Origin of the sequence: Sphingobium ummariense RL-3 (genome assembly GCF_000447205.1) — a bacterium.
Classification (GTDB): Bacteria; Pseudomonadota; Alphaproteobacteria; order Sphingomonadales; family Sphingomonadaceae; genus Sphingobium; species Sphingobium ummariense.
Map to the genome: position 1 here is coordinate 1 of NZ_AUWY01000094.1, position 22792 is coordinate 22792.

27 protein-coding genes are annotated in these 22792 nt (G+C 65.8%); 12 read left to right on the forward strand and 15 right to left on the reverse strand.

Annotation, left to right across the window (positions count from 1 at the left end; genetic code table 11):
* The 5 genes from M529_RS38070 to M529_RS38090 form a co-directional block, all read left to right on the forward strand.
* A partial coding sequence (locus M529_RS38070; protein WP_021318535.1) for an HlyD family efflux transporter periplasmic adaptor subunit occupies window positions 1–545 on the forward strand: 545 nt, incomplete at its 5' end.
* 48 nt (window positions 546–593) lie between these two features.
* Window positions 594–779: a hypothetical protein gene (locus M529_RS38075; RefSeq protein ID WP_021318536.1), complete on the forward strand. Its 186-nt coding sequence runs from the start codon at window positions 594–596 to the stop codon at window positions 777–779.
* 261 nt (window positions 780–1040) lie between these two features.
* On the forward strand, window positions 1041–2162 hold the full coding sequence (locus M529_RS38080; RefSeq protein WP_031295081.1) for an NAD(P) transhydrogenase subunit alpha: 1122 nt from the start codon (window positions 1041–1043) through the stop codon (window positions 2160–2162).
* Window positions 2163–2236: 74 nt separating this feature from the next.
* Entirely contained in the window at window positions 2237–2521 is a 285-nt protein-coding gene (locus tag M529_RS38085) for a proton-translocating transhydrogenase family protein (RefSeq protein WP_021318538.1), read from the forward strand.
* The gene (locus M529_RS38090) at window positions 2521–3942 is read left to right on the forward strand and encodes an NAD(P)(+) transhydrogenase (Re/Si-specific) subunit beta (protein WP_021318539.1); all 1422 of its coding nucleotides are present in this window, start codon (window positions 2521–2523) and stop codon (window positions 3940–3942) included. Before M529_RS38085 ends, M529_RS38090 begins: the two co-directional genes overlap by 1 nt.
* A 101-nt stretch (window positions 3943–4043) precedes the next feature.
* Here M529_RS38090 and M529_RS38095 read toward each other — a convergent pair whose 3' ends face one another.
* From M529_RS38095 to M529_RS38110, 4 genes are all read right to left on the reverse strand, one after another.
* Window positions 4044–6968: a M10 family metallopeptidase gene (locus tag M529_RS38095; protein ID WP_021318540.1), complete on the reverse strand. Its 2925-nt coding sequence runs from the start codon at window positions 6966–6968 to the stop codon at window positions 4044–4046.
* A 197-nt stretch (window positions 6969–7165) separates the two neighbouring features.
* Window positions 7166–7462, reverse strand: a complete 297-nt coding sequence (locus tag M529_RS49910) for a hypothetical protein (protein WP_021318541.1) — start codon at window positions 7460–7462, stop codon at window positions 7166–7168.
* 90 nt (window positions 7463–7552) lie between these two features.
* Entirely contained in the window at window positions 7553–8467 is a 915-nt protein-coding gene (locus M529_RS38105) for a dienelactone hydrolase family protein (RefSeq protein WP_021318542.1), read from the reverse strand.
* Window positions 8468–8567: 100 nt separating this feature from the next.
* On the reverse strand, window positions 8568–8960 hold the full coding sequence (locus M529_RS38110) for a gamma-glutamylcyclotransferase family protein (RefSeq protein ID WP_021318543.1): 393 nt from the start codon (window positions 8958–8960) through the stop codon (window positions 8568–8570).
* Window positions 8961–9297: 337 nt separating this feature from the next.
* On the opposite strand from M529_RS38110, the gene M529_RS38115 reads away from it, so the two are divergent.
* Window positions 9298–9483, forward strand: a complete 186-nt coding sequence (locus tag M529_RS38115; RefSeq protein ID WP_021318545.1) for a PspC domain-containing protein — start codon at window positions 9298–9300, stop codon at window positions 9481–9483.
* A gap of 315 nt (window positions 9484–9798) precedes the next feature.
* On the opposite strand, the gene M529_RS38120 is transcribed toward M529_RS38115, so the two are convergent.
* On the reverse strand, window positions 9799–10539 hold the full coding sequence (locus tag M529_RS38120) for a DUF72 domain-containing protein (protein ID WP_021318546.1): 741 nt from the start codon (window positions 10537–10539) through the stop codon (window positions 9799–9801).
* A 114-nt stretch (window positions 10540–10653) separates the two neighbouring features.
* On the opposite strand from M529_RS38120, the gene M529_RS38125 reads away from it, so the two are divergent.
* Window positions 10654–10890 carry a DUF2061 domain-containing protein gene (locus tag M529_RS38125; protein WP_021318547.1) on the forward strand — a complete coding sequence of 79 codons (237 nt, stop codon included), beginning with the start codon at window positions 10654–10656 and terminating at the stop codon, window positions 10888–10890.
* Between the two features lie 3 nt (window positions 10891–10893).
* On the opposite strand, the gene M529_RS38130 is transcribed toward M529_RS38125, so the two are convergent.
* From M529_RS38130 to lipB, 4 genes are all read right to left on the reverse strand, one after another.
* Window positions 10894–11562: a peptidylprolyl isomerase gene (locus M529_RS38130; protein ID WP_021318548.1), complete on the reverse strand. Its 669-nt coding sequence runs from the start codon at window positions 11560–11562 to the stop codon at window positions 10894–10896.
* Between the two features lie 141 nt (window positions 11563–11703).
* A complete protein-coding gene (locus M529_RS38135; RefSeq protein WP_031295082.1) occupies window positions 11704–12408 on the reverse strand; it encodes a hypothetical protein in 705 nt (234 codons plus the stop codon).
* A gap of 93 nt (window positions 12409–12501) precedes the next feature.
* Complete coding sequence (locus M529_RS38140) at window positions 12502–12789, reverse strand: hypothetical protein (RefSeq protein ID WP_031295083.1); 288 nt, start codon at window positions 12787–12789, stop codon at window positions 12502–12504.
* A gap of 60 nt (window positions 12790–12849) precedes the next feature.
* Window positions 12850–13545 carry a lipoyl(octanoyl) transferase LipB gene (gene lipB, locus M529_RS38145; RefSeq protein WP_021318551.1) on the reverse strand — a complete coding sequence of 232 codons (696 nt, stop codon included), beginning with the start codon at window positions 13543–13545 and terminating at the stop codon, window positions 12850–12852.
* 72 nt (window positions 13546–13617) lie between these two features.
* Here lipB and M529_RS38150 point away from each other — a divergent pair, with 72 nt between their 5' ends.
* Window positions 13618–14424: a glycerophosphoryl diester phosphodiesterase membrane domain-containing protein gene (locus tag M529_RS38150; RefSeq protein ID WP_021318552.1), complete on the forward strand. Its 807-nt coding sequence runs from the start codon at window positions 13618–13620 to the stop codon at window positions 14422–14424.
* Window positions 14425–14512: 88 nt separating this feature from the next.
* Here M529_RS38150 and M529_RS38155 read toward each other — a convergent pair whose 3' ends face one another.
* Genes M529_RS38155 through M529_RS38165 form a run of 3 tightly spaced genes read right to left on the reverse strand, consistent with a single transcriptional unit; the run spans window position 14513 to window position 16426 of the window.
* Entirely contained in the window at window positions 14513–15097 is a 585-nt protein-coding gene (locus M529_RS38155) for a GNAT family N-acetyltransferase (RefSeq protein WP_021318553.1), read from the reverse strand.
* 4 nt (window positions 15098–15101) lie between these two features.
* Window positions 15102–15971 (reverse strand): oxygen-dependent coproporphyrinogen oxidase, encoded by an 870-nt coding sequence (gene hemF / locus M529_RS38160; RefSeq protein ID WP_021318554.1) that lies wholly within the window; start codon window positions 15969–15971, stop codon window positions 15102–15104.
* Window positions 15968–16426 carry a tRNA (cytidine(34)-2'-O)-methyltransferase gene (locus M529_RS38165; protein ID WP_031295084.1) on the reverse strand — a complete coding sequence of 153 codons (459 nt, stop codon included), beginning with the start codon at window positions 16424–16426 and terminating at the stop codon, window positions 15968–15970. Before M529_RS38165 ends, hemF begins: the two co-directional genes overlap by 4 nt.
* Before the next feature lie 210 nt (window positions 16427–16636).
* Between M529_RS38165 and petA the strand changes: the two genes are divergently transcribed.
* From petA to M529_RS38185, 4 genes are all read left to right on the forward strand, one after another.
* Window positions 16637–17203, forward strand: coding sequence for a ubiquinol-cytochrome c reductase iron-sulfur subunit (gene petA / locus M529_RS38170; protein WP_021318556.1), 567 nt, complete (start codon window positions 16637–16639; stop codon window positions 17201–17203).
* A gap of 11 nt (window positions 17204–17214) precedes the next feature.
* Window positions 17215–18534: a cytochrome b gene (locus tag M529_RS38175; RefSeq protein ID WP_021318557.1), complete on the forward strand. Its 1320-nt coding sequence runs from the start codon at window positions 17215–17217 to the stop codon at window positions 18532–18534.
* A gap of 17 nt (window positions 18535–18551) precedes the next feature.
* Window positions 18552–19400, forward strand: a complete 849-nt coding sequence (locus tag M529_RS38180) for a cytochrome c1 (protein ID WP_021318558.1) — start codon at window positions 18552–18554, stop codon at window positions 19398–19400.
* 75 nt (window positions 19401–19475) lie between these two features.
* Window positions 19476–20012, forward strand: coding sequence for an adenine phosphoribosyltransferase (locus M529_RS38185; protein ID WP_021318559.1), 537 nt, complete (start codon window positions 19476–19478; stop codon window positions 20010–20012).
* 211 nt (window positions 20013–20223) lie between these two features.
* Here M529_RS38185 and cobU read toward each other — a convergent pair whose 3' ends face one another.
* The 3 genes from cobU to cbiB form a co-directional block, all read right to left on the reverse strand.
* A complete protein-coding gene (gene cobU / locus M529_RS38190; protein WP_031295085.1) occupies window positions 20224–20745 on the reverse strand; it encodes a bifunctional adenosylcobinamide kinase/adenosylcobinamide-phosphate guanylyltransferase in 522 nt (173 codons plus the stop codon).
* Window positions 20742–22199, reverse strand: coding sequence for a cobyric acid synthase (locus M529_RS38195; protein ID WP_021318561.1), 1458 nt, complete (start codon window positions 22197–22199; stop codon window positions 20742–20744). Before M529_RS38195 ends, cobU begins: the two co-directional genes overlap by 4 nt.
* The coding region (cbiB, locus tag M529_RS38200) for an adenosylcobinamide-phosphate synthase CbiB (RefSeq protein ID WP_021318562.1) at window positions 22187–22792 on the reverse strand (606 nt) is incomplete at its 5' end. The genes cbiB and M529_RS38195, both read right to left, overlap by 13 nt.

Below are 22792 nucleotides of genomic sequence, written 5' to 3' on the forward strand. Positions count from 1 at the left end.
GCGCGGCCGACGAGCTGACGGCCGCCCGCGCGGAGAAGTCGGTGCGCGAAGCGGCGCTGCCCGCCTATGAGAACAAGCTGGACCGCACCACCGTCCGCGCGCCGGTCGACGGCCGGATCAACCGGGTGTTCGTGACCACCATCGGCGGCAGCGTGCGGCCGGGCGATCCGCTGCTGGAAATGGTGCCGGGGCGCGACAGCCTGCTGATCGAGGCGATGGTCGCGGCCAAGGACATCGCGTCGGTCCATCTGGAGCAGCGGGCAAAGGTGAACATCTCCGCCTATGACAGCGCCGTCTACGGATCGATGGAGGGCAAGGTGGTGGCGGTCTCGCCCGATGCCGTGGTCAACGAGCGGACCGGGGAAAGCCATTATCTGGTGCGGGTGCGCACGACGACGGACGCCATTTCCGACAGCACGGGCCGCCGGCTGCGGATCGGACCCGGCATGGGTGCCGAGGTCATGCTGCTGGGCGACAAGCGGTCGGTGCTGACCTATATCCTGACGCCGCTGACGCGCCTGGCGGAAACCGCTTTCCGCGAATGAAGGGACGAGGTTCGGCACCACCCCGGCGTCCGCGCCGGGCGGGGTGGCATGCACATCGGCATCGCCGCGGGAATGCAGCGACCTGCCGAGTCACGCCGGCTGCCGATGGTGACTTTCCGGGATGAAATCCATGCCGAACGTCCGTTCGCCGAGTCCTGCACTATGGCCGTTATGCATCAGATCATCAAATTTGCGCTTCCCGATGGCCTAATATTTCTGGACGGCAAAGCATAGTGGGGTTTACTGGGCGCGAGCAGGAGAGGGCTTTCTTATCGACACAGGCACGTATTTGGCGGACAATTGTAGCCCAGCGACTTCGATCGGCTGGCATGCATCGAGTCATGGCCGGCGGAAATGCGGAATGATGGCGGCTTCCTGTAAGGCGCCGGCCTTTCGGTTCCCCGCGCCGGGCAGCCATGTGACGGACCGGATGAGAAATTCTGAAGAACATATGCTGGCGCAGCCAAGTGCGTCCATGACGGGAGGGGCAAGTCATTGAAAATAGCAGTGGTCAAGGAACAGGCGGCGGGAGAAAAGCGCGTCGCCGCGACACCGGAGACGGTGAAGAAGTTCATCGGTCTGGGCGCGGAGGTCGCGGTGGAGGCCGGCGCCGGGCTGACCGCATCGATCGCCGACGGTGATTATGCAGCGGCCGGCGCCACCGTGGCGGATCGCGCCGCGACGCTGGCGGGCGCGGACATCGTGCTGGGCGTGCAGGGACCAGCCCCGGAGAGCCTGGCCGGCGTGAAACCCGGCGCATGGATCGTCGCCGGCCTCAATCCCTTCGGCGAGCGGGCGCGGGTCGATGCCTATGCGGCGGCAGGTTACGAAGCGCTGGCGATGGAGTTCATGCCGCGCATCACCCGCGCGCAATCGATGGACATCCTTTCGTCGCAATCGAACCTGTCGGGCTATAAGGCGGTGCTCGACGCCGCGGCCGAATATGGCAAGGCGTTCCCGATGATGATGACGGCGGCGGGCACCGTTTCGGCGGCCAAGGCCTTCATCATGGGCGTGGGCGTCGCGGGCTTGCAGGCGATCGCGACCGCGCGGCGCCTGGGCGCGCAGGTCAGCGCCACCGACGTGCGCGCCGCGACCAAGGAGCAGATCGAATCGCTGGGCGCCAAGGCGATCTTCGTGGAGAAGGTCGCCGGCATCGAGGGCGAAGGCACGGGCGGCTACGCCACCGAAATGTCGGAAGAATATAAGGCGGCGCAGGCGGAGCTGGTGTCCGCCCACATCGCCAAGCAGGACATCGTCATCACCACCGCACTGATCCCGGGCCGGCCTGCGCCGCGCCTGATCAGCGACGCACAGATCGCGACGATGAAGCCGGGCAGCGTGATCGTCGACCTCGCCGTCGAGCAGGGCGGCAATGTCGAGGGCGCGGTGGCGGGCGAGGTGGTCGAGCGCCATGGCGTCAAGATCGTGGGGCACCGCAACGTGCCGTCGCGGCTGGCAGCGGATGCTTCGGCGCTCTTCTCGCGCAACCTGTTCAATTTCCTGTCCGCCTTCTGGGACAAGGAAAAGGGCGCGCCGGTGCTGGACGAAGAGATCGGCAACGCCATCCGCCTGACGCAGGGTGGCAAGGTGGTTAACGAGCGGCTGCTCGGATAGGGGAATCGCCTGTTCGCGCGGCGCGCGCAGGCCAATGTCCCGCAGCCAAATCGGGACGAACGGGGAGTAGGACGATGGACTTCATTTCCATCCTGTCGGTTTTCGTGCTGGCGTGTTTCGTCGGCTATTATGTGGTGTGGTCGGTGACGCCGGCGCTCCATACGCCGCTGATGGCGGTCACCAACGCGATTTCGTCGGTCATCATCGTCGGCGCGCTGGTGGCTTCGGCGGAAGCAGGGAGCATCGCGGCCAAGGTGCTGGGGCTGCTCGCGGTCGTTCTGGCGTCGGTCAACATCTTCGGCGGCTTCGCGGTCACCGAACGGATGCTGGCGATGTACAAGAAGAAGGAGCGCAAGTGATGCACGAACTCGCGCCCGTCTCGCCCTTCGTCGCGCTCGCCTATCTGATTGCGGGCGTCCTTTTCATCCTCGCGCTGCGCGGCCTGTCCAGTCCGGCGACCAGCCGGCGCGGCAATCGCATGGGCATGGTCGGCATGGCGATCGCCGTCGCGACCACGCTTTACACCCATGACGTGGCGAGCCTGCCGGAAATCGTCGGCGCCATCATCGTGGGCGGTGGCATCGGCTTTGTGATCGCCCGCCGCATCGAAATGACCGCGATGCCGCAGCTCGTCGCGGCGTTCCACAGCCTTGTCGGCCTTGCCGCCGTGCTCGTGGGCGCGGCGGCCTATCTGAACCCCGGCGCATTCGGCATCCTCGATCCGCTGACGGACGAGATCCACAATGCCAGCCGGATCGAGATGGGGCTGGGCGTCGCCATCGGCGCGATCACTTTTTCCGGATCGGTCATCGCCTTCCTCAAATTGAACGGCAACATGTCGGGCAAGCCGATCATGCTCCCGGGCCGGCACCTCATCAATCTGGGTACGCTGGCCGCGATCCTCGGCCTCATCGCCTATTTCGTGACCGACCAGAGCCCCTGGGTGTTCTGGACCGTGACCGCCCTGAGCTTCGTCATCGGCTTCCTGCTCATCATCCCGATCGGCGGCGCGGACATGCCGGTCGTGGTGTCGATGCTGAACAGCTATTCGGGCTGGGCGGCGGCGGCCATGGGCTTCACCCTGGGCAACAGCGCGATGATCATCACCGGCGCGCTGGTGGGATCGTCGGGCGCGATCCTGAGCTACATCATGTGCAAGGCGATGAACCGCAGCTTCATCAGCGTCATCGCGGGCGGCTTTGGCGCGGAGACCGGCGGCGCGTCGGGCGGCGCGGCGGCGGTTGACCGCCCCTACAAGCGCGGCAGCGCGGAGGACGCGGCCTTCCTGATGAAGCAGGCGGACAGCGTCATCATCGTGCCTGGATACGGCATGGCGGTCAGCCAGGCGCAGCACGCGCTGCGCGAGATGGGCGACCTGCTCAAGAAAGAAGGCGTCAGCGTCAAATATGCGATCCACCCGGTCGCGGGGCGTATGCCCGGCCACATGAACGTGCTGCTGGCCGAAGCCAACGTTCCCTATGACGAGGTGTTCGAGCTGGAGGACATCAACAGCGAGTTCGGCCAGGCCGACGTCGCCTTCGTCATCGGCGCGAACGACGTCACCAACCCGGCGGCCAAGACCGACAAGTCATCGCCCATCTACGGCATGCCGATCCTGGACGTCGCCAACGCCAAGTCGGTGCTGTTCGTGAAGCGATCCATGGGCGGCGCGGGCTATGCCGGCGTCGATAACGAGGTCTTCTACATGGACAACACCATGATGCTGCTGGCCGACGCCAAGAAGATGGTGGAGGAGATCGTCAAGGGGTTGGCGCACTAGCGGAGCGGGAAATTCGTTCGTCTGGCAGGCGGGCTGACGCCCTGCCATGAAAAAAGGGCCGCACGGATCTGCCGGGCGGCCCTTTTTTTGGAAGACATTCGTCAGATGACGACGAATTCAGCCGCCGTCATGGCAAGGCCGGTCGAAAGCGTCGCGAACTGGATCGCGGCGCCGGCGCCATTGCCGTCGGCATCGAACAGTAGCGCGCCGGTCGCACTGTTGTAGATGATCCGGTCGCTCGCATCCGCCGCGGCCGCGCCGATGAAGAAGGCGCTGGCGCTGAGTGTTCCCAGTGCCAGACCGCCGAACGCCGCATCGTTGAGTTGGATCGTGTCGTCTACCACCTTATAGTCGGTGATCGTGTCGACATTCCCCCCGCCAAGGCCGTTCATGAACTGAAATTTGTCAGCGCTTGCGCCGCCCGTCATTACGTCTGCACCTAATCCGCCATCTAACGTATCGGATCCTCCACCACCATTGAGCGTATCGTTGCCCTCGCCGCCTTTGAGGACATTCATTCCTGCGCTACCTGTCAAGATATTGGCGCTATTATTGCCTGTCCCATTTATATGGCCACTTACGAGGGTCAGATTTTCGATTTGACTCGAAAGTGTGTAACTCGATGTCGCAAAGACGATGTCGGTTCCGCCGTTGGCTGCTTCCACCACTACATCACCAGCACTATCGACATAATAAGTGTCGTTGCCGGTTCCGCCAGTCATCGTGTCGACGCCGGTTCCGCCATTGAGAGTGTCGTTGCCGTCGCCCCCCCCCAGCGTGTCGTTGCCCTCCAGCCCGGACAAGCTGTCATTGCCGGCATTGCCCCGGAGCAGATTGGCTTCGGCCGATCCAATGAGCGTGTCGTTCCCTGCGCCCGCGATGACATTCTCGACACTCGAAAGAGTTATTCCATAGCCGGGGAAGACCGAATCCTCGAACACGCCGTCGACCAGACTGACATAGCCATGGAGGCCGTTCGTCCCCTGGAAGTCGAACGTGTCCGTGCCGGCCCCGCCCGCGAAGATCTCGCCATAGCCGCCGTTCCAGCCGTTGACGATCTTCAGCGTGTCGTTGCCGGCCTCCCCATAGAAGAGATCCTGGCCCGAACCGCCATCGAACATGTCGTTGCCGGCGCCGCCGCGTAGCTGGTCGTTGCCGGCGCCGCCGCTGATGATGTCGTTTCCGTCATCGCCGAGCAACAGGTCGTCGCCATTGCCGCCATTGATGGTGTCATTGCCGAGACGGCCATAGATGGTGTCATCGCCGCCATTGCCGTTCAGGACGTTGTTAGTATTGTTGCCCGTGAGGGTGTCCGCAACCTGGGTGCCGTCGACATTTTCCATCCCCGTGATCGTCCAGGGGCCGCCGTAGAGGGGATTATACTGCCAGGTTCCGGCCGCGAGGTTGACGATGGCGCCATAGGTCGTGGTGAAGAGGCTGAGGTCCAGCCGATCGTTCCCGGAGCCGCCGTCCAACGTATCGCCCCATTCGAAAATACCGTCGGTGATCCGCATGATGAAGGTATCGTTACCCGCATCGCCATAAATGGAGTCGGCTTCCAGGCCACCATAAATGATGTCGTTGCCATCATTGCCATGGATGGTATCGATGCCATACCCACCGTCCAGCGTGTCGTTGCCGGTACCACCGTTGATCGTATCGGCGCCGGTACCGCCATTGATGACGTCGTTGCCGCCATTGCCGTTCAGGACATTGTTCGCCTGGTTGCCGACGATGGTGTCGTTGCCCGATCCGCCATTGGCATTTTCGATCAGCGAGGCAGTGTTCCCGCCGAAGAGCAGCGCATTGAAGATGTTGCCGCGCGCATAGTTGCCATTGCCGAGATAGGCCTGCTGGGCGGCGCTGAACAAGGAATAGCCGCCGGGGTTGAGGTCGAGCGACAGGTTTGTCGTATAGTTGGACAGATCATAGGTATCGACGCCGCCGCCGTCCCAGATCGTCGCGAAGATGCGGTTGGCGCCCGGATCGATCGCCAGTGCACCGTTGATGTAGGTCTCGCCCAGGGTCGGGCTCCAGGTGTAGACCGTGTTGCCGGCGTTCGCGGTATAGTCCGCGCCGTACATCGTCTGCAGCGCCGCGATGTCGAGCATCATGTAGGTCTGCGGCGCGCCCCATTGTTCATAGGTATAGCCGCCGGTGCCCGCACCCACATAGCTGCGATAGGTCATGACCGAAAATTCGATCGAGTCATAGGCGGTGGGAAGCGCGGTGTTGGAGGGGCCTCCGGTTTCCTGGCCATGCTTCAGGCCGAGCGAATGGCCGAGCTCATGGATCATGGTATGCCAGGCATAATTGCCGGCGACCGGATTCTTCAGCGAATTGCTGGTCCCGTCGTAAGTATTGCCGAAGAAGGTGTCGCCGCCATAGATGCTGCTGCTGGGATAATAGGCATAGGCCGTCCCGGCATCGCTGGAATTGGCGGCTCGGATCGTCGCGATGCTCGAACTGGGGCCATCATAGCCGATACCCAGATTGGTGAAGCCTTCGATCGAGAAGCCCTTTGCCGCAGAAAGCTGCGTAAAGGTGTTGGAATCGAGCGCGGCGTGAAGCGCCAGAACCTGCGCCGCGGTAAAGGCCGAGAAACCTTCATTCTGGGCGCTGATGCCGTCGCCGTCGGCGTCGGAGAAATAGCCCGACTGATAGTCGTTGGTGTTGTTCACGTCGCTATAGTAGATGGTCGTGGCGTTCCATTTGACGCCACTCAGAATGCCGTCGATCCGCGCATCGCCGGTTCCGCCCTGCGCCACGGTCGTGTCGCCGTTGCCGTTTTCCTGCGGCTTGTCCAGATCGGATGCCGAGGTCACGTCGGGCGGGGTCATCACGTCCTGGGGGGTCGCGCGGAATTCACCGACCCGCCTCTCGGCGCCGTCGAGCGTCCAGGTGACGTCCGATCCGCTGAAAGGGTTGGAAACGCTGAACGTCGCCGGGGAAAATGCGAATGGCGAAGAAGAATCTTCGGCCTGCTTCGCCTTTACGGAAGAAACGGGGCCTGCAGCCTTGAACATACAACCTCCTGTAGAAACGAGGATGACACGTTCACTGTGCCGGTTGGCGACCGTCTATTTGCGGAAGTACCTCGCACCATTTCCCAGGTGCGTCAAGTATTACATTGTCTTGTTAAATCAATGCTATGTCGTTGCTTCTCAAAGAACTGACCCAAGACTCGGCAATAATTGCCGACCATTGCGCTATCGCAATGATCCTATGGATTTCCACGCCGTAACGCAGCGGCTCGCCGCGCCGCTTCCTTGGCCAGCGGGTGACCGGGGTGGCGTTCGGCGAACAGCGCATAGGCTTCGGCGGTGCCGCGCCGCTCGACATGCGCGAACTCGGACCGGATCGCCTCCTCGGGATCGCCCGGCGGCGCCATCACGCCTGCCATTTCGGCCGGAGCGTCGCGGTTCGGCGATACGGCGGCGTCCCCGGCCGCGGACGGCGCCTTCTGCGCGCAGGCGACCAGCAGCAGAACGGAGAACAGGAAGGACTCACGACCGCCCATGGAACAATCCTCCACCAATGGCGCATGCTATCATGCAGCCATCGGTGCGACAATCGGCGCGGACCGATCGTCGGCGGCATGGCCGACCGCCTATCGCTTCACATATTTGCCGAACCAGTCGAGCGTCGCCGTCCAGGCCTGCTTCGCAGCGGCTTCATTGTAGCTCGGCCGATAGTCGGCCATGAAGCCGTGGTCGGCGCCTTCATAGACGGTGAGGCTGTCGGGCGGCGACTTGCCGGCGGCCTTGAGCGCGGCGCGCATCGCCTCTACGTCCGCGACAGGAATGCCCTTGTCGAGCGCACCATATTGGCCCAGCACGGGAGCCTTGAGCTTGGTCACCTCCTCGATCGCACTCAGCGGCTGCAGTTCCGTCTTCTGGCTGACGAGGCGGCCGTAGAAGGCGACGCCAGCGTCCAGTTCGGCGCTGTGCGCCGCATAGAGCCAGACGACGCGGCCGCCCCAGCAGAAGCCGGTGATGCCGCGCTTCGACCCGTCGCCGCCATGCGCGCCCGCCCAGGCATAGGTGGTGTCGACATCGGCCAGCACCTGCGCATCGGACGCCTTGGACACGATGGTGGAGGACAGCAGCCGGAAGTCGGTGACCTTCGTCGCGTCGCCATGGCGGGCGAAAAGGTCGGGCGCGATCGCATAATAGCCGGCCTTCGCGAAGCGGCGGCAGATGTCGCGGATCCATTCGTGCACGCCGAAGATCTCATGGACGACGACGATGACCGGCGCGCTTTTCTTTCCCGCCGGCCGGGCGACGAAGGCAGGCAGGGAAAAGCCGTCGCTGGCGGGGAAGTGGACATTTTCCTCCATCAGCCCGTCCGCCGAGGTCTGGATGGCGCTGGACGCAACCGGCTGGCAGGCGGCGGCAAAGCCCGCGGCGAAGGCACCACCCGCCAGCACCTGGCGACGGGCAAGGCCGGTCGAGCCGATCCAGTTGCGGTCCTCCGGCAGCCTTTCGACGGCAGGCAGCGAATCGTCGGTACGGTCGGCGGTCATCGGCACTCTCCTCCTGAACTCCCCGGCGCACGGTAACGGTATCGCGGGCGGTTGGAAACAGGCCGCAGGGCCGCTTCCGCAGCGGCAGGCGCCCTTCGCTTCAACCCAGAAAATCACCGTCCGGAATCAGGGCAAGGGCATCGACCGGCCGCGCATAGACATAGGCCCAAGCGCGCACCGGCCCCTGCGGGCCTTCCACGACGAGGCGTTCGCGGCGATATTCGCGGGGCTCCGGGAAGGCCTCCGAACATTCCTCGAAGGCATCCAGCACGGCAAGCAGCGGCACGGGATCCGGCAGGGAGAACAGGTCGCCGGCGACCCTGCCCTCCCCTTCGGGCACGAAGCCGGGATAGCCCGCCAGGCGATAGAGGCGGCCGCTTGCCCAGGCGGAGCCGAGATGCCGCGCGGCCGCCGCCAGCCAGCGCGCCATGTCCCCGTCAAAGGCGGGGCGCAGTGAACCATAGACGAACAGAAGATCCCTGTCGCTTGTCATGGTTTGCACATTTTCCGGAGAGGTGGGATTTTTCGCCAATAGGCAGAATTTTTCGCGCGCGCTCCGCGGGAGAAAAAGCCCGGAAAGCACGGATTTTCGCGGGAAATCGAAATTGGCACGCCCCCTGCAATCCCTTGGGCATCAGGCCGGACAGTTCGGCCGAACCACATTCAGGGAGTATCTACCATGTCCATCGCCAAGATCCACACCGCCGCCTTCGCCCTCGTCAGCGCCATCTTCCTCGCCAGCGTCTTCCTCGGCGCAGCGGCCGGTCCGGCGATCATCGCCTGATCGGCCCGTCGGCCCCCTTACACTATCCAGACAGAAAGCCAGTCCCATGAACAGCAGCTTCACCCTCGACCGCCGCAATGCCAAGATCATGGGCGTGTGCGCGGGACTTTCCAACCGCACCGGCGTGGACGTCACGCTGATCCGGATCGCGGTGGTCCTGCTGACCCTGTGCGCGCTCGGCCCGGTCGGTGTCGTCGCCTATCTGCTGGCCGGCTGGCTGGCGGAGGGATGAGGCCGGGACGCCCGGCCTGCCACCCGAAAAAGATAAGAGCCGCCCGGACCCTTCGGTCCCGGCGGCTTCTTCATGCCCGTCGGACGGGCGGGAGCCTGTAAAGGCTCAGGCGAAAAGCACCGAATAGAAGGTCAGCAGCTGAGCGCCGACCGCCACCATCAGTGCGACGCCCTGTACGGAGTGTCGCATGATATTGTCCTGTTATGATTGTTATCGTCCGCCCCCATGGGCGTGGCGCGCATATGGATATGTCACGTCATTGTAACAATCGCAAAGTCCGGCATTGCGATTGCGTCCAACGCAACACCGATCATTTCAAGCAAGCGCAGCAATCGTCGCCTGGGCGGCCGCCGGATTGCGGACCTTCGCCCCGCTGATGAAGAAGATATAGGCGTCGCCGGCCTTTGCGCGATCCCGCGCCATGTCCGCCCAGCCCGTTATCGCCTGCGCATCATAGCCCGTCGGCTCCTCTTCCCGCGTGCGCATCAGCCGCGCGTAGGAAAAGCCCACGTCATGGCCATGAAGCGCGGGATATTCGTCATGGTCGGCGAGCACCACCGCCGCTCCCGCGTCTCGCGCCATCGCGAGGAACGCCGGATCGTCGAAGCTTTCGTGACGCACCTCCAGCACGTGGCGCAGTGGCAAGCCGCCGACGCTCCCCGGCAGCAGCTTCAGGAAGGCGTCGAAATCGTCCGGGTCGAACCGCTTGGTCGGCATGAACTGCCACAGGATCGGGCCCAGCCGGTCGCCCAGTTCCGCGATCCCCTGGTTCACGAACTTCGCGATGGACTCGCCGCCTTCCGCCAGCACCCGCCGGTTGGTGCAGAAGCGGGACGCCTTGACCGCGAACTGGAACCCGTCCGGCACCGCCTTCGCCCAGCCGGCGAAAGTCGCGGGCTTCTGCGTGCTGTAATAGGTGGCGTTGATTTCCGTCGCGGTGAGGTGCGTGCCGACATAGGCCAGCTCGTCCTTCTGCCGCAGCCCTTCGGGGTAGAAGGTGCCGCGCCAGGGCTCGAACACCCAACCGCCGATGCCGACCCTGATCCGTCCCGCCATATGCGCTCTCCTTTCCCGTCATCCTGATCGACCGGGACGATCAGAGCCAGCGGGAAAAGCGGTTGGCCCTTATTGAGAATTATTATTAACTAGGGCGCAACAGGAGGACAGGTCATGCGGCTCGATCTCATCAAGACGGCAAGCTATCTCACCATTCATCTCAGCGTCGGCTTCTCGGTGGCCTATGTGATGACGGGCTCGGTCGCGGTGGCGGGCGGCATCGCGCTGGTCGAACCGATGATCAACGCCGTCGCCTTCTTCTTCCACGAACAGGCGTGGAAGCGGTTCACGGCCCGTCCGCCCAAGGGGGCAGGCCGCGACTGGGTACGCGGGCAGGCAGCGCTGGCCTGACGGTCAGCCCTTCGGCTTGCGGTTCAACCCCAGCAGCCAGGGCTTGAGGCCGCGGGTGGGGCGCGGTGTGCCGTCCAGCCGGCGCGCGCGGAGGATGCGGATCGGCTTCACGATCATCTGCCCCCGCATCGGTCCCGATCCGCAGCAGGTGGGAACGGCCAGGATCCGGCGCACCACGTCCATTCCCGCCACGACATGGCCGAAGGCGGCGTAACCGATATAGCCGTCCCGCGCGTCCATCGTCGGCGTCGCACCGACCGTGATGAAGAAATTGCCCATGGCGGAGTTCGGTCGGTTGGGCCGCGCCATGGACAGCGTCGCATCGAGATGGCGGATGCCGGTCCGCGTCGTGGGCTCGTGCGGCACGGGCGGCAGCGCGCGGCGCAGGTCGGTGTCGATGCCACCCTGGATCAGGCCGTATTTCGGATCGCTCTTGCGCCGGGCCGCGCGGTAGAAGGTGACGCCGTCGAAGCGGCCGTCATCGACATAGGCCAGGAAATTGGCGGAGGTCTTGGGCGCCCGCTTCAGGTCCAGCGCCACGGTGATGGTCCCGGCCGAGGTTTCGATCGCGACCCGCGCATAGCCTGGTGTCGGGCGGTTCTGCGGCAGGGCGAAGGCGGTGGCCGCAACGAGGCTGGCGACCAGGGCAAGACAGCAGGCAACAAGACGCATCGGCGCGGGGCGGGTCCGTGAGAAGGATGGAAAGCGCAAGGCTATCGGTCGCGCGTGCCCGGCGCAAGCCGCCCGTCCGCGTTCGAGCGATGCAGGTCAGGGCCTAGGGAAGCGACACGCCTCCCCATCGGCCAGCGGCCCTCAGGGCGTGGCGGGACGCGCGGAACCCGTCTTCTGTTCCCACATTTGCTGGCATTCGGGCAGCATCTGCCCCTTCTTCCAGCATTTCGGGTCGAAGGACGGCAACGCCAGCGAATAGCTCCGGCCCGGTTCGCCATAGGCCTGCTCGCCCGTGGCGACCAGCGACTTCTTGATCGAACTCAGTCCCTTGCGCGCCACTTCGTGCAATGTCCCGCGATCGGCGAAGATAGCGTCGCGCCCGACCGCCGCGGCCGCCTGACAGAAACCGCGCTGCGCCTGGACGGCGGAGTAACCCGAATAGATGCGCGTGCCATATTGGTCGGCTGCCGCCTGGCCCGGCCGCCCCTTTCCGGCGGTGCGCTGGAAATAGCCGAGGACTGCCGCCTGCGCCGAATCGAGTTCCGCATCATGATGCGCGATCATCGCATTATAGTTGCTGATCGCCAGCAACGTCGGTTCGAACTGGCATTGCAGCGCGGCGACGTTGAGCGCCGCGCGCAGGTTCCAGACCAGCCCCGCGCGGATCTCCGCCGCCGTGGCACCGGGCAGTCCCAGCGCTGTCGCGGCGGTGGCGTCGGTCAGCGGCGGTGCCGAGAAGTCGGGCGGCGACCAGTAGAATTGAGCCGCGGCGGGCTGCGCCCCTGCCGCGCCGACGACCGCCAACAGCATGGCGGCGGTCCCGCGCAATGCCGAAAATTTACTCATAGTCCCCGCACTCCTGGGAGGGACACCCATGACGCGGGGCCCCTCGTCGCTCTCCTGATCATCCTTATGCCCTATACCGGGGCCGAATGAAAGTCACTGATCTGCAAGGACTTCCGCTTCGACGGGCGCCTTTTCAGCGGCTTCGGGCGCGCGAGCCGGCGCCGATGCGTTGGACGCGTTGCCGGCCGACAGGGCGACGGAGGTCCCTTCGCTCTGCACGCCGTCCAGGTCGGTCATGGCGTCGGTCGCGGTGCCGTCGACCACCTCCATATCCTTCATCTGCACGGCCTTGCCTTCCTTGTCCGAGCCGGAGCAGCCGGCGAGCAGAGGGGCGCTTGCCGCGAATGCAGCCAATATCATCAACCTTACGGAACGGATCATCCGGGTCTCCTAATGCCTTGTCAGTGCCCGGCAGCCCCCCACCCGGCGAAAGCGCGAAACCTAACGATCCGCTCCGCATTGCTCAAGCCCCGTGCCGCAGCGCCGCAGGCTGGCGAGGAAGGCGGGAAAACGCGCCTCCAGCGCCCGGTCCAGCGCCTCCATCGACGCATCGCCTTGCAGCGCGGCTATGCTGGTCACGGGATAGTCGGCGATGCCGCAAGGCACGATGCCCCCAAAATGGGACAGGTCGGGCGCGACGTTGATCGAAAAGCCGTGCAGCGTGATCCAGCGCCGCACGCGGATGCCGATCGCGCCGATCTTCGCCTCCCGCCCGTCGCGATCATCGGTCCAGATGCCGATCCGCCCCTCCGCGCGGCGGGCCGCGATGCCGAGATCGGCGAGCGCCGCGATCAGCCAGCCTTCGAGATTATGGACGAAGTTGCGCACGTCCCTGCCGCGTTCCCGCAGGTCGAGGCTGAGATAACCGATCCGCTGGCCCGGACCATGATAGGTATAGCGTCCGCCGCGGCCGGCATCGAACACGGGGAAGCGGGGGTCGATCAGTTCCGCCGGATCGGCGCTTGTGCCTGCGGTGTAGAGAGGCGGGTGCTCCAGCAGCCAGACGCGCTCCGCTGCCTCATGCGCGAAGATCGCGGCGGCGCGCGCCTCCATGTCGGCCAGCGCCTCCTCATAGCCGACGGGGGCGTTGTCGCGGCGCCATTCGACGGCGGACGGAAGGAGGGTTTCGGACGACATGGCGCTTCCTTGACTTGGATGAGCCGAACGATCAAGGCTCGGCCACACCGGTTGCGGAGGATGGTCAGAGATATGACGGCGATGTCGATCGGCAAGGCATGGGAGGAGGCGGTCGCCTTCGTCCGCCGCGAAAGCACGCTGCTGTTCCCGGTCGCGCTGCTGTTCGTCGCGCTGCCCGGCGTGATCCTGCAGGAAATGACGCCGCCGCAACTGGCGCAGTGGACGATGACCGAGGGACAGGCCAACCTGCCCGCCGTGCCGGGGAGCTTCTGGGCAGCGATGCTGATCGGCGTGGTCGTCATCTGGTTCGGATCGCTGACCCTGTTCGCGCTGGCGCTGCGGCCGGGCATCAGCGTGGGAGAGGCGCTGCGCCTGGGACTGGCGCGCCTGCCGGTGCTGCTGGGAACCGCCCTGCTGGTGGGAGCCATCTTCGTGGCCATCATCATCGCCGTGTCGGTCGTGGCGGCGGTCATAGCCGTCGGATCGAAGCCGCTGGGCACCGGGCTGGCGCTGCTGGGCATTGGCGGGCTGATCCTGTTCGCCAGCGTCCGGCTGGTGCTGCTGAACCCGGTGGTGATCGACGGGCATGAAGGCGTGGTCGCCTCGCTGCGGACGAGCTGGGCGCTGACGCGCGGCCATTTCTGGCGGCTGTTCGGCTTTCTCTTCGTGCTGACCCTGTTGTCCGCCATCGCCGCCACGGCCGCGCAGTCGGTGTTCGGCCTGATCGGCGGCCTGGTGGGCGGAACCGGGGCGGCGCGCCTGATCGGCGGCATCGCGGCGGCAGCGGTTTCCACCGTGGTGCAGGTCTATATGCTCGTCATGCTGGCCCGGCTGTACCGGCAGGCCCGGCCCGAGGATGTCGCGCGGGTATTCGAGTAGCGATCAGCCATTAGGCGATAGCATCCTCCCCTGGAAGGGGAGGATGAAATGTTGCTGCGCCGGTTCCGTTCCGCTCCGCCCGTGAAAATCAGCCCAGCAAGGGCACATGCGGCGCCGCATCTCGCGGGAGCACGCCGGCGAGGCGGGGGTCGGCGAAGGTCTCGACCTCCCGCGCGAAGGGGGTGAAGCCCGCCTTGATATAGAAGCCGAGCGCCGCCGGGCTGTCGAGCGTGCAGGTGTGGACCCAGAAGCGCTCGATCCCCGGCCGCCAGGCCAGCGCCCTCGCCTGCGCCATCAGCCATTGGCCGAGGCCCTTGCCGGTCAGCGCCGGGACCAGCCCGAAGAAGGACAGCTCGCATTCGGCGGCGGTGCGAAAGTCGAGCTCCAGCAGCCCGACCTCCACCCCGCGCGGGTCGGTGACGGCATAGACCTCCACGGCGGGATCGCGGATGATCGCGACCAGTTCCGCCTCCGGCATGACGAGCCGGGAGAACCAGAGCCACGGTTCCCCCACGCGCCGGAACAGCGCGCGATAGGCGTCCGGATCGGGCGCCTTCCACGGCACCAGCCGCAGGGGGGCGGGCGGGATCGGCGCCGGGCGCGGCCGTTCGCGCATTTCCAGATGGGTGACGATCGTGGCGACCTGCCCCGCAGGCACCGGCGTCAGCGGCATCGGCTCAGTTCCACGCGGCGAGCGGCGGCAGGCTCATCAGGATGGCGTCGATATTGCCGCCCGTCTTCAGCCCGAACAGCGTGCCGCGATCGTGGACCAGGTTGAATTCGGCATAGCGCCCGCGCCATTCGAGCATCTGCCGATAGTCTTCGGGCGTCCATTCTTCCTGCATCCGCCGTCGCACGATCGGGGGGAAGGCCGCAAGAAAAGCCTCCCCCACCGAACGGGTGAAGGCGAAGTCGGCGTCGAAGTCGCCTTCCAGATGATCGTAGAAGATGCCGCCCACGCCACGATGCACGCCGCGATGGGGGATGAAGAAATAGTCGTCCGCCCACGCCTTGAAGCGCGGATAATAAGCGAGATCGTGGGCATCGCACGCCCCCTTCAGGACTTCATGGAAGAAGGCGGTGTCCTCCGCACGCGGCAGGGGCGGATTGAGATCGGCGCCGCCGCCGAACCAGCTCTTCGTCGTGACGAGGTAGCGGGTGTTCATGTGGACCGCCGGCACATGCGGATTGGCCATATGGGCGACCAGGCTGATGCCTGTGGCGAAGAAGGCGGGATTCTCCTCCGCGCCGTGGATCGTCTTGGCGAACTCCGGGGCGAAGGCGCCGCCCACGGTCGAGACGTTGACGCCGACCTTCTCGAACACCTTGCCCTTCATGACGCCGCGCACGCCGCCGCCGCCCTCGCCGGGGACCAGCCCGGGCGCCTCGCGGTCCCAGGGGGTATAGGCGAACGTCGCGTCGCTGCCGGCTTCGCGCTCGATCGATTCGAATTCGGCGCAGATGCGGTCGCGCAGCGATTCGAACCAGCCGCGGGCGGCCTGCTGCCGGGAATCGAGGGCCAGGACGCCCCTCTGAAATTCGGTCATGCGGGGAATCCTTCCGTCTGGCGCAGCGCTTCGGCAAGGGCGATGCCCGCCGAAACCGCGAGATTGAGCGAGCGCAGGCCCGGCGCCATCGGGATGCGGATGCGCAGGTCCGCCATGTCCCGCACCGCGTCGGGCACCCCGGCGCTTTCCGATCCCATCAGCAGCACGTCGCCGGGCTGAAAGCGGGCGTCGGGCAAACGCTCCGCCGCGTGGCTGCTCATCAGCACCAGCCGCCGGCCCGCCGCCCGCCGCGCCTGGTCGAAGGCAGCGAAATTCGCGTGCTTCTCCACCTGCGCCACCGCGCCATAGTCCATCGCGGCGCGCTTCAGCCTGGCGTCGGAAAAGGCGAATCCTGTGGGCATGACGATGTCCACGGGCACGGAAAAGCAGGCGGCGAGCCGGAGAATCGCGCCGACATTGCCGGCGATTTCGGGTTGATACAGGGCGATACGCATGCGCCGCGCATAATGCACCGCGGCAAATTGTCATAGCCATGTCCAAATTGCTGTTGGCAAAGAGCGCTAGGTGAGGTTATCAGGCCCGCGAACCACGCCGAGAGGGGGACGCGGGGGCTTGTCGCGCATGCGAACCCAAATCCCTTGATAATCAGGGCCGATAAAGGCAATGCGGCGGGATCAGGGACGTTCTTGCAAGGGTTGAGGTGCATGGCGAGCGTGGAACATACGGACGGCGAAGGTCTATCCGGCGTAGAAGGTGTGCGCCGCCGCGATTTCATCAACATTGCCGCAGTCAGCTTCGCTGGCGTCGGCGCGGTCGCGGTGGTGCTGCCGCTGATCGACCAGATGAACCCCAGCGCCGACGTGCTGGCGCTGGCGTCGACCGAGGTCGACCTGTCGGCGATCCAACCGGGCCAGGCCATCAAGACCACCTTCCGTTCCCAGCCGCTGTTCGTGCGACAGCTGACCGAAAAGGAAATCGCCGAAGCCGACAAGGTCGATCCTTCGACCCTGCGCGATCCCCAGACGCTGGAAGAGCGCACCGTCGACGGCAAGAAGCAGTGGCTGGTCACCATGGGCGTGTGCACCCATCTGGGCTGCGTGCCCCTGGGCGCCGGCGAGGGTGAGAACCGCGGCGAGTTCGGCGGCTATTTCTGCCCATGCCACGGTTCGTCCTACGACACGGCCGCCCGCATCCGTAAGGGCCCCGCGCCCAAGAACCTGGAAGTGCCGAAGTACAGCTTCACTTCCGACACTGCCATTCTCGTGGGCTGAGGTAAGAAACGATGAGCTTTCCCTGGGCTGAGCATTACACCCCCAAGCATCCGCTGATGCAGTGGATCGACGAGAAGCTGCCGCTTCCGCGCCTCGTCTACAACGCCATCGGCGCGGGCTATCCCGTTCCGCGCAACCTCAACTATTTCTGGAATTTCGGCGTGCTCGCCGGCCTGGCACTGGTGATCCAGATCGTCACCGGCGTGATCATGGCGATGCACTATGGCGCCAACACGCTGGTCGCGTTCGGCACCGTCGAGCAGACCATGCGCGACGTGAACGCCGGCTGGCTGATGCGCTACGCCCACGCGACCGGCGCCAGCTTCTTCTTCATCGTGGTCTATCTCCACATCTTCCGCGGCCTCTACTACAGCTCGTACAAGGCGCCGCGCGAGATGGTGTGGCTGCTCGGCCTCGTCATCTTCCTCCTCATGATGGCGACCGCCTTCATGGGCTATGTGCTTCCCTGGGGGCAGATGTCCTATTGGGGCGCGAAGGTGATCACCGGCCTGTTCGGCGCGATCCCCGTGGTGGGCGAGCCGATCCAGACCTGGCTGCTGGGTGGCTTCGCCCCTGGCAACGCCTCGCTCAACCGCTTCTTCTCGCTGCACTTCCTGCTGCCCTTCGTGATCGCGGGCGTCATCATCCTGCATATCTGGGCGCTGCACATCCCGGGCTCGTCGAACCCGACCGGCGTCGAGGTGAAGGGGCCGCAGGATACCGTGCCCTTCCATCCCTATTACACGGCGAAGGACGGCTTCGGCGTCGGCATCTTCCTGATCCTCTTCTCGATCATGCTGTTCTACGCGCCCAACTATCTGGGCCACCCGGACAATTATATCGAGGCGAACCCGCTCTCGACCCCCGCGCACATCGTGCCGGAATGGTATTTCTGGCCCTTCTACGCGATCCTGCGCGCCTTCACGGTGGACTTCTTCTTCGTGCCGGCGAAGCTGCTGGGCGTGCTGGCGATGTTCGCTTCCATCCTGCTGCTCTTCTTCCTGCCCTGGCTCGACACCTCGCCGGTGCGCTCGGGCAACTACCGGCCGACCTTCCGCAAGTTCTTCTGGATCCTCGTCATCGACGTGCTGATCCTGGGCTATTGCGGCGGCGCGCCGGCGGAAGAGCCCTATGTGATGATCAGCCAGGTCGCCGCAGCCTATTATTTCGCGCACTTCCTGATCATCCTGCCGCTGATCGCGCGCTTCGAGAAGCCGCTGCCGCTGCCCAACTCGATCACGGAAGCCGTGCTCAACCGCTATAACATCCAGGGCGAACAGGACGCGCTCCCCGGCATGGGCAGCGATCCGCAGCCGTCGAACGCCGGCTAAGAGGGGACAAGACTATCATGGTTCGCATCGGCGCATTTCTCGTCGGCCTCTTCTTCGCGGGCTGGCTGCTGATCTCCTTCCTGGTCGGCGCGGTGGCCTATGTCTCCGAGCCTCCGGCCAAAACGGTGGAGCATGAGTTCCATAAGAATCCCAAGCATGTGTCCTTCTCGTTCGACGGCCCCTTCGGCAAGTTCGACCAGGCGCAGCTGCAGCGCGGCTTCCAGGTGTTCAAGGAGGTCTGCTCGGCCTGCCACAGCCTGAAGTTCGTCGCCTTCCGCGACCTGGAGGCGCTGGGCTATAACGAGGCCGAGGTGAAGGCGATCGCCAAGCAGTGGGCGATCAAGACCCCTGACGTCGATCCCAAGACCGGCGAAATGTCGACCCGCGATCCCGTCCCGGCCGACTATTTCCCCAAGCCCTTCGCGAACAATGTCGCGGCAGCGGCGGCGAACAACAATGCGATCCCGCCTGACCTGTCGCTGATGACCAAGGCCCGCCACCATGGCACCGCCTATGTCTATTCGCTCCTGACGGGTTTCCAGGCGCAGCCGGCCGAACTCCTCAAGGAGTTCCCGGATGCCAAGACGCCGGAGGGGCTGCACTACAACCCCTATTTCGCCAACCTGAACCTCGCCATGGCGCCGCCGCTGACGGCCGACGGCCAGGTGACCTATGGCGATGGCACGAAGGCAACCGTCGACCAGATGGCGAAGGACGTCTCGGCCTTCCTGACCTGGACCGCCGAACCCAAGCTGGAAAACCGCCGTCGCGCCGGCCTGCCGACGATCATCTTCCTGCTGATCGCGAGCGGCCTGGCCTACATGTCCTACCAGAACATCTGGGCGGACAAGAAGAAGAAGGCCTGAGCCTCCGCTTCATGCCGGATAGAAGGGGCGCGGTTCCTTGCGGGAGCCGGGCCCTTTTTCTATGAGGGCCGCAACATGAGCATCGACAGCCTGACCGCGCTGGTCCGCACCATTCCCGACTTTCCCAAGCCGGGCATCCAGTTCCGCGACATCACGACCCTGCTGGCCGATGCCGGGGGCCTGCGCGAGTTGGTGGACCGGATGGCGGACGTGGCCCGGCCGCTGGACCCGGACCTGATCGTCGGGATCGAGGCGCGCGGCTTCATCCTGGGGGCCGCACTGGCCCTCTCCTTGGGCAAGGGCTTCGTGCCGGTGCGGAAGGCGGGCAAACTGCCGGGCCGGACCGTGGGCATCGATTATGTGCTGGAATATGGCACCGACCGGCTGGAGATGCATGAGGGGCAGGTTCCCGATGGCGCCCGCGTGCTGCTGGTCGACGACCTGATCGCCACGGGCGGGACGGCGCTCGCCGCCGCGCAGCTGCTGCGCGAGCAGGGCGCGAGCGTGCTGATGGCGCTGTTCGCCATTGACCTGCCGGACCTCGGCGGTATCGCGGCGCTGGAGGCCGACGGCGTGGCGGCGGCGGCGATCATCGCGTTCGACGGGGATTAGGGGCGCGGTGCGATGGGCCGCCGGTCAAAGGCGGCCATAAGAAAACCGTTCGGGCTGAGCTTGTCGAAGCCCTGCACTTTTCTTCAAGGCGCTGTGCCCGAAGAATAAGGGAAGCCCCCTTCGACTGCCTGCCAGGGCAGGCGCTCAGGACAGGCTTCGACAAGCTCAGGGCGAACGGAGGGTGTGTCCGCTCCCCACCCCAAACCGACGTTCAGATCGTGCCCTTCTTCAGTATCATCGGCAGGCCTGCCGAGACGAACACCACTTCGCTTGCGAGAGCGGCGACCTGCTGGTTGAGGCGACCCGCGGCGTCGCGGAAGCGGCGCGCCAGGGCATTGTCCGGCACGATTCCCAGCCCGACCTCGTTTGCGACGAGCGCGACCGGGCGCGGGCAGGCCTGGACGGCGGACAGCAGGCTGTCGCTGGCCGCCTCGATATCCGCGTCCGCCAGCAGCAGGTTGGACAGCCAGAGCGTCAGGCAGTCGACCAGCATGGCGTCGGCTTGCTCCGCAGTCCGGCGAATCGCGGCGGGCAGGTCGATCGACGCGTCGATCGTGGTCCAGCGTTCGCCCCGATCGGCGCGGTGGCGGGCGATGCGATCGGCCATCTCTTCGTCCAGTGCCTGCGCGGTTGCGATATAGGCGAGCGTGCCGCCGCAGGCTTCAACCCGCTGCTGCGCATAGCGGCTCTTGCCCGAGCGGGCGCCGCCCAGCACGAGCAGGCTGCGCATCATACCCCTTCCCGCGCCAAAGCGAGCAGCCCGTCGACGTCCAGATGCCGCTCCAGCGCCATCGCGATTTCGTCGAGCGCGGCATCGACCGCTGCCGCATGGTTCCGACCGGCACTCCGCGCGCCGATCTTTTCCAGCAGCGCGCGGCGCAGGCCGGTCGATCCGAACAGGCCGTGGCAATAGGTGCCGATGACCCGCCCGTCCGCGCTCAACGCGCCATCGGCCTCTCCGCCGTCCAGCCGGGCGAAGGGCCGGTCGGCATCCGGTCCGCGCGTTGTGCCCAGATGGATCTCATAGCCCTGCATGTCCTGCTCCAGTGCCCGGCCGCGCACGGGGCGCACCGTCTTTTCCGGCAGCAGCTCCGTCTCCACGTCGAGCAGCCCCAGCCCGGCGACGGTGCCCGCCGGTCCCTCGATACCGTGGGGATCGGCAATCGTCCGGCCCAGCATCTGGAAGCCGCCGCACAGTCCCATGACCATGCCGCCTTGGCGCCGGTGCGCGAGGATGTCGATGTCCCAACCCTGTTCGCGCAGGAACGCCATGTCGGCCAGCGTCGCCTTCGAGCCCGGCAGGATCACAAGCGCGGCGTCCGCCGGGATCGGCGTGCCGGGCGGGATCATCGCGACATCGACTTCGGGTTCCAGCCGCAGCGGGTCGAGGTCGTCGAAATTCGCGATGCGGGGCAGGATCGGACAGGCGACGAGCGTACGGCCGGGCGTGGCCCCAAGCCCTCGCTCCAGCACCACGGCATCCTCGCTCGGCAGGCGCACGGTGGCGGGGAGCCACGGCACCACGCCATAGCCGCGCCAGCCCGACAGGCGCTCGATCCCGGCATAGCCGTCGGCGAACAGCGCAGGATCGCCGCGGAACTTGTTGATGAGGAAGCCCCGGATCATCGTGGCGTCCTCCGGTTCGAGTACTGCCCGAGTGCCTGCAATGGCGGCGATCACCCCGCCCCGGTCGATGTCGCCGACCAGCACGACCGGCACGCCGCCCTCGCGCGCAAAGCCCATATTGGCGATGTCGCCCTGTCGCAGGTTGATCTCGGCGGGTGATCCCGCGCCCTCCACCACGACGAGGTCGCAGCGGGCGGCGAGGCGGCGATAGCTCGCCATCACCTCGGGCAGCAACGGGCGGCGCGCTTCGCGGAAGTTGGCCGCACCCAGCGTACCGCGCACCTGGCCATGGACGATGAGCTGCGAGGTGCGGTCCGCCTGCGGCTTCAGCAGCACGGGGTTCATGTCCGTATGCGGCGTGGCACGGGCGGCCAGCGCCTGCAGCGCCTGCGCCCGGCCGATCTCTCCCCCCTCCGGCGTCACGGCGGCGTTGTTGGACATGTTCTGCGGCTTGAATGGCAGCACCGACAGGCCGCGGTTGGCGAAGGCGCGGCATAGGCCGGCGACCAGCACCGACTTGCCAACGTCCGATCCGGTTCCCTGCAGCATCAGCCCAGCCATGCCGCCCCCAGTGCGATGATCCAGAGCAGGCCGCAAGCGCGGAGATAGACCTTGGCCGCCCGGCGCATGGCGGCAAGGTCCGGCGCGCCGCCGTCGCCGATCCAGGGTTTCGCGTGCCATTGGCCCTCATAGGACACTGGTCCGCCGAGGCGGACGCGCAGCACACCCGCCATCGCGGCCTCCGGCCAGCCGGCATTGGGCGAGGCATGACGCGCATGGTCGCGCCGCAGGATGCGCCAGCCGCCCCTGCCCGCCAGGCAGAGCAGCAGGGCCGAGAGGCGGGCGGGCAGCAGGTTCAGCAGGTCGTCGAGCCGCGCCGCCGCCCAGCCGAAATCGCGATAGGGCGGCTCGATGTGGCCGATCAGGCTGTCCGCGGTGTTGACGGCTTTATAGGCCCAAAGCCCCGGCAGGCCCAGCAGCAGCAGCCAAAAAAGGGGCGCCACGACGCCGTCGCAGAAGCTTTCCGCCAGGCTCTCGATCGCGGCGCGGGCTATGCCGGCTTCGTCCAGATCGGCGGTGTCGCGGCCCACGATCCGGCCCACCGCCAGGCGCGCGGCAGGAAGATCGCCCGCCGCGAGCGCCCGCAGCACGGG

What these genes read in the sequence shown, in the direction of transcription:
- M529_RS38075 (WP_021318536.1), top strand. Translation starts at nt 594, where the DNA reads ATGCACATCGGCATCGCCGCGGGAATGCAGCGACCTGCCGAGTCACGC.
- M529_RS38085 (WP_021318538.1), top strand. Translation starts at nt 2,237, where the DNA reads ATGGACTTCATTTCCATCCTGTCGGTTTTCGTGCTGGCGTGTTTCGTC.
- M529_RS38090 (WP_021318539.1), top strand. Translation starts at nt 2,521, where the DNA reads ATGCACGAACTCGCGCCCGTCTCGCCCTTCGTCGCGCTCGCCTATCTG.
- M529_RS38095 (WP_021318540.1), bottom strand. Translation starts at nt 6,968, where the DNA reads ATGTTCAAGGCTGCAGGCCCCGTTTCTTCCGTAAAGGCGAAGCAGGCC.
- M529_RS49910 (WP_021318541.1), bottom strand. Translation starts at nt 7,462, where the DNA reads ATGGGCGGTCGTGAGTCCTTCCTGTTCTCCGTTCTGCTGCTGGTCGCC.
- M529_RS38105 (WP_021318542.1), bottom strand. Translation starts at nt 8,467, where the DNA reads ATGACCGCCGACCGTACCGACGATTCGCTGCCTGCCGTCGAAAGGCTG.
- M529_RS38110 (WP_021318543.1), bottom strand. Translation starts at nt 8,960, where the DNA reads ATGACAAGCGACAGGGATCTTCTGTTCGTCTATGGTTCACTGCGCCCC.
- M529_RS38115 (WP_021318545.1), top strand. Translation starts at nt 9,298, where the DNA reads ATGAACAGCAGCTTCACCCTCGACCGCCGCAATGCCAAGATCATGGGC.
- M529_RS38120 (WP_021318546.1), bottom strand. Translation starts at nt 10,539, where the DNA reads ATGGCGGGACGGATCAGGGTCGGCATCGGCGGTTGGGTGTTCGAGCCC.
- M529_RS38125 (WP_021318547.1), top strand. Translation starts at nt 10,654, where the DNA reads ATGCGGCTCGATCTCATCAAGACGGCAAGCTATCTCACCATTCATCTC.
- M529_RS38130 (WP_021318548.1), bottom strand. Translation starts at nt 11,562, where the DNA reads ATGCGTCTTGTTGCCTGCTGTCTTGCCCTGGTCGCCAGCCTCGTTGCG.
- M529_RS38135 (WP_031295082.1), bottom strand. Translation starts at nt 12,408, where the DNA reads ATGAGTAAATTTTCGGCATTGCGCGGGACCGCCGCCATGCTGTTGGCG.
- M529_RS38140 (WP_031295083.1), bottom strand. Translation starts at nt 12,789, where the DNA reads ATGATCCGTTCCGTAAGGTTGATGATATTGGCTGCATTCGCGGCAAGC.
- lipB (WP_021318551.1), bottom strand. Translation starts at nt 13,545, where the DNA reads ATGTCGTCCGAAACCCTCCTTCCGTCCGCCGTCGAATGGCGCCGCGAC.
- M529_RS38150 (WP_021318552.1), top strand. Translation starts at nt 13,618, where the DNA reads ATGACGGCGATGTCGATCGGCAAGGCATGGGAGGAGGCGGTCGCCTTC.
- M529_RS38155 (WP_021318553.1), bottom strand. Translation starts at nt 15,097, where the DNA reads ATGCCGCTGACGCCGGTGCCTGCGGGGCAGGTCGCCACGATCGTCACC.
- hemF (WP_021318554.1), bottom strand. Translation starts at nt 15,971, where the DNA reads ATGACCGAATTTCAGAGGGGCGTCCTGGCCCTCGATTCCCGGCAGCAG.
- M529_RS38165 (WP_031295084.1), bottom strand. Translation starts at nt 16,426, where the DNA reads ATGCGTATCGCCCTGTATCAACCCGAAATCGCCGGCAATGTCGGCGCG.
- petA (WP_021318556.1), top strand. Translation starts at nt 16,637, where the DNA reads ATGGCGAGCGTGGAACATACGGACGGCGAAGGTCTATCCGGCGTAGAA.
- M529_RS38175 (WP_021318557.1), top strand. Translation starts at nt 17,215, where the DNA reads ATGAGCTTTCCCTGGGCTGAGCATTACACCCCCAAGCATCCGCTGATG.
- M529_RS38180 (WP_021318558.1), top strand. Translation starts at nt 18,552, where the DNA reads ATGGTTCGCATCGGCGCATTTCTCGTCGGCCTCTTCTTCGCGGGCTGG.
- M529_RS38185 (WP_021318559.1), top strand. Translation starts at nt 19,476, where the DNA reads ATGAGCATCGACAGCCTGACCGCGCTGGTCCGCACCATTCCCGACTTT.
- cobU (WP_031295085.1), bottom strand. Translation starts at nt 20,745, where the DNA reads ATGATGCGCAGCCTGCTCGTGCTGGGCGGCGCCCGCTCGGGCAAGAGC.
- M529_RS38195 (WP_021318561.1), bottom strand. Translation starts at nt 22,199, where the DNA reads ATGGCTGGGCTGATGCTGCAGGGAACCGGATCGGACGTTGGCAAGTCG.